This window comes from Desulfonatronovibrio magnus, from assembly GCF_000934755.1.
Taxonomy (GTDB): Bacteria; Desulfobacterota; Desulfovibrionia; order Desulfovibrionales; family Desulfonatronovibrionaceae; genus Desulfonatronovibrio; species Desulfonatronovibrio magnus.
This window is the reverse complement of the sequence record NZ_KN882195.1, coordinates 9312-15489: the sequence shown is the minus strand read 5'-3', so window position 1 is coordinate 15489 and position 6178 is coordinate 9312. Positions and strand designations below refer to the sequence as shown.

Below are 6178 nucleotides of genomic sequence, written 5' to 3'. Positions count from 1 at the left end.
TGACATTTTTGTAATAAATTTTGAGGTAATATAAACTGTGGCCTTGTTTACATAAGGTAAGAAAAATTGTACAAAAATGTTTTTTGCTTATGATTCATTCTCAATGATCTGATCAGATATGTTATGTCTTACGTCAAAGGTGGAAGCTATGCAATCGCAATCGGCACGGGGACAGTCCCTGGTTTCGGAACTGTTAAAGCTCGCCTTTTCAGAAACGCTTAATGCTCTTGATAAATAATACCAGGGTAACTGCCATGCTTGAACCTTTAGGACTTAAGATCAGGCTTTACAGAAATATTGCAGGGATTTCGCAGGGAAAGCTTGCAGAAATGTTAGATATCAGCCAGCAGCACCTTGGATGCATTGAAAGAGGAGAAACAGCCCTGTCAATGACTCTGATGCTCAAGATATGTGAAACCCTGGACATCCATCCATCAGTTCTATTTTCAGCAGTCAGTATAAAGCGGCCTTACTCATGCAGTTCTGAGCTTCACAATGAACCCGATATGCCGCACACGCATCCGGTGCCAAGACATGGAATATGGCTGCTTGATATTGTAAAAGGCAGGGAAATCTGGACAAAGTCACTGACTCGAATGATGGGTCTCAAGCCATCCCAAAAGTCTTGCTATAATTCCTTTGTCAGGCATATCCACGACAGTGATAAAAAACTTTTTACAGATTTTTATCAAACTCTTCGCTCTACTGGTATCCCTGAACCAATAATATTCAGAACTGTGACTGACCATGATTTCTGCAGACACATTCATGTCCGGGCAGATTTGCATCCAGGTTTTGAAAACAATTCTGTCATGGGTTTAATGACCTTTATGGATTTAACCGAATCTAAGGAACTTTACGCTGTCCTGCGACATAGTAGTGATCAGGTAGAAAAAATTGTCCAGGAAAGAACAAGGGAGCTTGATCAGGCAGTAAAGGAAAAACAGAGGGAAATTGACCTGCGAGACAAGGCTGAGAAGAATGCCAGGAAAAATAGTGAGCAATTGCAGATGATTCTTTCCTCTGTGCCAGCAGTTCTTTATTCATTTTGTCCATCTAAGGGAGGTATGGCATGGCACTCACTTAGAATGAAGGATATTATTGGTATCTCCCTTGAGGATTTAAAAAATAACCCCATGCTCTGGCATGAGTCCATACATCCTGATGATCTGCCTGTAGTGAAAAAGGCCATTGCAGGAACTCAGCAAGGTCTTGCTTTTGATATCCAATACCGGCTTAAAGACAGTTCCGGAAAGTGGCGCTGGCTGCACGACAAGGGGCGTCCAAGCTCAATTGCTGATGAAGATGCTTTGATATCCGGGGTGGCCATGGATATAACTTCACAAAAATATCTCGAAGAAAAAATCAGGGCCAGTGAACAAAAGTACAGAGCGCTCATGGAACAGTCATTGGATATGATTTATCTGCATGACCTTAAGGGACGGATCGTGAATGTCAATCAGGCTGCTGTTAAAGGAACCGGTTACTCCAGAGAAGAGCTGCTTAATATGACAGTTTTTCAGCTGCACCCTCGTCAGGGTGATAAGAAGCATATCGTTGAGCAATGGCAAGACTGGCAGCCCGGAGAATCAGCTATCTTGCAGGTTGAACATGTACGCAGGGATGGTAAAGCGTTTCCAGTGGAAGTGCATACTGGAAAGGTGAAAATTGGAAAAAGTGAACAGATACTGGCTGTTGTCAGAGATATTTCCATGCGTCAAAAAATTATGAACGAATTGGAGATAAGCAGGACGAGATATCGTCACATATCAAGACTAATATCCGACTATGTATATTCCTTCAGGGTAAACTTAGATAACACGCTTGAGTGTACCTGGGTTGCCGGTGGATTTGAGGAAGTAACCGGATATAGTCTTGTAGGAGAACAAAGTACGACAAGCTGGGAAAAGCTCATTCATCCTCAAGATCTGCCTGCAGGGGTGGAGAGAGTGAAGCGACTTTTTGCAGGTCAGGAAGATGTCAGAGAGCTTAGAATTGTTCGTAAGGATGGAGCACTTCGCTGGATCAAGGATCATGCTAGTCCTGTCTGGGATGCTGATCAGAACAGAGTTGTTGGTATAGTCGGGGCTGCCAAAGATATAACTGAGCGCAAACAATTTGAACAGGAGTTGGCCAAACTCAATTCCATGCTCAGTGAAATGAGCAATGTGGCCCGTATTGGAGGCTGGGGCAAGAACATGCTCACCGGAGAGGATGAATGGTCTGAAGTGACCAGAGAAATACATGAGGTTGGTCCTGATTTCATACCAAACATGCATAACTCCCTTGAATTTTACAAGCAAGGCAGGAGTCGTGAAAAAATATCTGAGAAGGTTACAAGATGTATTGAGACAGGTGAACCCTATGATGTGGAAGTTGAGCTGATTACAGCCAAAGGCAATGAGCTTTGGGTAAGAACCCTGGGCAAGGCCGAGTTTAAGGATGGAAGATGTGTCAGGCTTTATGGAACCATTCAGGATATCACTCAGCGCAAACAAGCAGAGCAAAAGGTCCTCTTTCTTTCTGATAGAGATGAACTTACAGGGCTTTGGAACAGGAAAAAGCTAACATCTATTGTCTGTGATGAACTGGCCAGGGCCAGAAGATACAATCATCCGTTATCGTTAATCATGGCGGATATTGATAGACTTAAGAAAATCAACACTGAACATGGTTATGATGCAGGCGATCAGGTGCTGCAGCATTTTGCCCAAATTTTACAGAATTCTTTGCGTGAGGTGGACATGGCTGGCAGATTCAGCAGCAAAGAATTTCTGATAATCCTTTCAGAGACTAATATAGAAGGGGCGTTTGCCCTGGCAGAAAGACTCAGGCAGATGATCGAAAATCAGCCAGCTTTCTGTGAAGGCGCAAATATTTCATATACCATAAGCCTGGGTGTTACATGCTACAGTCAGCAGGTTGAGAATGAAGACCAGTTGTTTTCCCAGGCAGGACAGGCATTATCAAAGGCCAAACTTAAGGGGAAAAATTCTACTGTGGTCTGGAAGTGATTGCTGCAAGTTCGCCTTTTTCAATTCTTGTGCAGCCCTTTTTTTTGGGGAGGATTGTTTTCATGTCAGTTAAAATTATGATGCTTATTGTGATGAGCTTGATGTTTTTTTCAGGCTGCTCTGAAGATAGCTCCAGATATGCTGAAGAAAAACCAAGGCTCTTAGTCTATACCGGTGTGACCATGGTCAATCCTATGGTGGAGCTGGCTGCAATCGTGGAATCCAAGTGCGCCTGCCGGATTACAATTCTTCAGGATGCCTCGAGCAACCATTTCAATGCGATTAAGGCTCTTCAACAGGGGGATCTTTTTCTTCCCGGTGATGAGTCATTTATAGAACAGGCAGCAGAAAAAGGATTCATTTCGCAAACAGTGCTGGTGGGATTTAACCGGGCTGCTATTATGGTGAACAGGGGAAATCCTCTCGGGCTTAAAGGCGATCCTGCGGAGCTGCTAAACCCTGAGTACGCAGTTGTGCTGGCTGATCCTGAGCTGGGGAGCATAGGCAGGGAAACTACGGCAGTATTTGCCCGCAAGGGACTGGCAGAGGAAATCCTGGACAATATTATGTATTATGCAGCTGACTCTAAGGGAGTAACTATGGCCATAGTCAGGGGACAAGCCCATGCTGGAATCAACTGGTATGCACCTTCGGTCTGGGATGAAAATAAAGAGCATGTTCAGGCCCTGCTCATGGATGAAAAATACGCCCCTCCAAGAGCACTTATACTTGCTAAACTTTCTTTTTCAAAGCACGCTGAGGAGGCTTTGGTTTTTATGGAAATAGCTTCAGGCCCCATTGGTAAAGCTATCTTTAGAAAACATGGTTTTATTCTGGAAGAGGACTCGCTTTAATGATTGCTTCAAAAATTACGAGAAATGACAATGCAGTATTGATGTACTTAGTCATGTTAATTGCCTGTTTTATCCTGGGACTGGCTACAATAACATTTATTCACAAGCATTTTGTGCTTCTTCAAGAAAACCTGGAAAAAGACAAGGCCAACCAGCGTATAGCAGTGATAATTGGAGAAGACATTACACATAAAATTTTGAAGCTGGAAAATTACTATACAGCAATGTCCTCCACCCACTCCAACCACATGGTGGACCTTTTAAGCTCAAAATATTTGCATGGGCTCCAGGTTATTGAGTCAGCAATGGATATCCTGCGCTATGGAGGTGTCTATAATAGAACCATTGATTTAAACCTGGAAGAATATAATCAGATTACTCAACAATATGAATATAGTCCAACTGATCCTGAGTTGGCAATGCTTGTCCAGATTGAACTGTGTCCGAAAATCGACACTGCTGCGAACACTGTTAATGAATTGGCAAATATGGTCAGAATGCGCAACAATGCACTGAACAAGCCTGACTCTTATGTTCAATTATCGAGACAGGTTTTCAGAAAGACCATGTCCGGGCCTCCATTGTTTCAAAGGATGCGCGAAGATGCGGGCCGTGTCTTTTTAAACAGCATTATGGAAATGGAACGACTGGAAGATTTGGCCGTGTTACGCTCCAGCCGTTACCAGACAATTGAGTGGACTGTAATTGCTGGAATATTTTTGTCTATTGTCCTTTTGACAGCAGTGATAGTAGGCAGGATAAAAAAGATAATTGATTTTCAGCGTGAATCTGCTGCTGAAGCAGAAGCAGCTCATGAAAGGCTGATGACGGTTCTTGATGGGCTCGGTACTTCTGTATACGTGGTGGATATTGATTCTTATGATATTCTTTACGCCAACCGTCAGAGCAAAAAAGAATGGGGTGATATTTCCGGTAAGAAATGCTGGCAGGCGGTGCATGGCAGAACTGCACCATGCGATCACTGCAGCAACGAAGAATATATTGTCAATAATGGAGACAACTTTACCCTGCAAAGAGAGGTGTTCAATGAAAAGACCGGGAAGTGGTATGACTGCAGGGAGCGTCATTTAAAATGGATAGACGGTCGAAAAGTCAAGCTCCAGGCAGCAACAGATATTGCTGAACGCAAGGAAGCTGAACAAAAACTAAGAAATAGTGAGGAAACTCTTAGAACACTGGTGGAAAACATTGACGCCGGAATAGTTGTGGTTGATCCGGATACGCATCAAATAACCATGGTCAACCCTCATGCTTCAGGCCTTATTGGACTCCCGAAAGGTAAGGTAATCCATAAATTATGCCACAACTTTATCTGCCCGGCAGAGCCAGGCAAGTGCCCTATAACAGATCTTGGTCAGGAAGTAGACAAGTCCGAAAGGCTGCTTCTTAATTGCAATGGGGAGCGTATTCCTATTCTAAAGTCAGTAAGAAAGGTTACCTACCAGGGCCGCCTTCAGCTTCTGGAAACCTTTGTCGACATAACCGACAGAAAAAAAGCTGAGCAGGAACTTATATCAGCAAGAAAGCAGGCTGAAGAAGCCAGTCAGGCCAAAACAGAATTCATGGCCAACATGAGCCATGAGATACGTACTCCGCTCAATGGCATCATTGGTGTTCTGCAGCTACTTGGAGGTCTGGACCTGGATCCTGACGATATGAGTATGCTGGACATGGCTAATGCTTCAGCCCGGAGACTTGCCAGCCTTTTGTCCAATATCCTTGAGATATCCAAAATAGAGTCTGGAAGCATGGTGATTTCAAAAACAAAAATCAGGCCTGCAGACTTATGTGACTTTGTAAATGATATTTTTCTACTGCAGGCCATTGAAAAAAAGATTGCCTTTGAATGTCATGTTGATACCAATGTTCCTCAGGTTTTTATGGGAGACAAGTCCAGAATTGAAATTGTTCTTTTCAACCTGGTTGGCAATGCCCTGAAATTTACTGACAAAGGAAAAGTTTCCCTGACAATTTCTCAGCTTCCTCAGGTGATAAAGGACAAGAAAAGAATCATGTTTGTTGTATCTGATACAGGCAAGGGGATTCATGAAAATGACATGGAAGGATTATTTCAGCCTTTTGTACAAAAGGATGGAAGTTTTACCAGATCTCACGAAGGTGCCGGTCTGGGACTGGCTGTGGTCAAAAAGGTGGTGGATCATCTTGGAGGAAACATATCTGTGGACAGCGAACCAGATAAAGGTACTACTTTTATTGTTGTTTTGCCATTTGTTGAAAAGGCTGAGGGTGGGAAGGCTGAAGGCTGAAGGTGGGAAGGCTGAAGGCTGA

Annotated in this window: 3 protein-coding genes; all 3 read left to right on the top strand. The window is 43.5% G+C overall.

Going from position 1 to position 6178, the window contains the following annotated elements; translation table 11 throughout:
• Positions 1–221: 221 nt before the first annotated feature.
• Entirely contained in the window at positions 222–3014 is a 2793-nt protein-coding gene (locus LZ23_RS22055; protein ID WP_084591200.1) for a PAS domain S-box protein, read from the top strand.
• Positions 3015–3076: 62 nt separating this feature from the next.
• The gene (locus LZ23_RS22050; protein WP_157493456.1) at positions 3077–3868 is read left to right on the top strand and encodes a substrate-binding domain-containing protein; all 792 of its coding nucleotides are present in this window, start codon (positions 3077–3079) and stop codon (positions 3866–3868) included.
• Positions 3868–6156 carry a PAS domain-containing sensor histidine kinase gene (locus LZ23_RS23125; protein WP_052507616.1) on the top strand — a complete coding sequence of 763 codons (2289 nt, stop codon included), beginning with the start codon at positions 3868–3870 and terminating at the stop codon, positions 6154–6156. Before LZ23_RS22050 ends, LZ23_RS23125 begins: the two co-directional genes overlap by 1 nt.
• Positions 6157–6178: the final 22 nt, after the last annotated feature.

Coding starts and splice junctions, on each gene's coding strand:
- LZ23_RS22055 (WP_084591200.1), top strand. CDS start 222: ATGCTCTTGATAAATAATACCAGGGTAACTGCCATGCTTGAACCTTTA.
- LZ23_RS22050 (WP_157493456.1), top strand. CDS start 3,077: ATGTCAGTTAAAATTATGATGCTTATTGTGATGAGCTTGATGTTTTTT.
- LZ23_RS23125 (WP_052507616.1), top strand. CDS start 3,868: ATGATTGCTTCAAAAATTACGAGAAATGACAATGCAGTATTGATGTAC.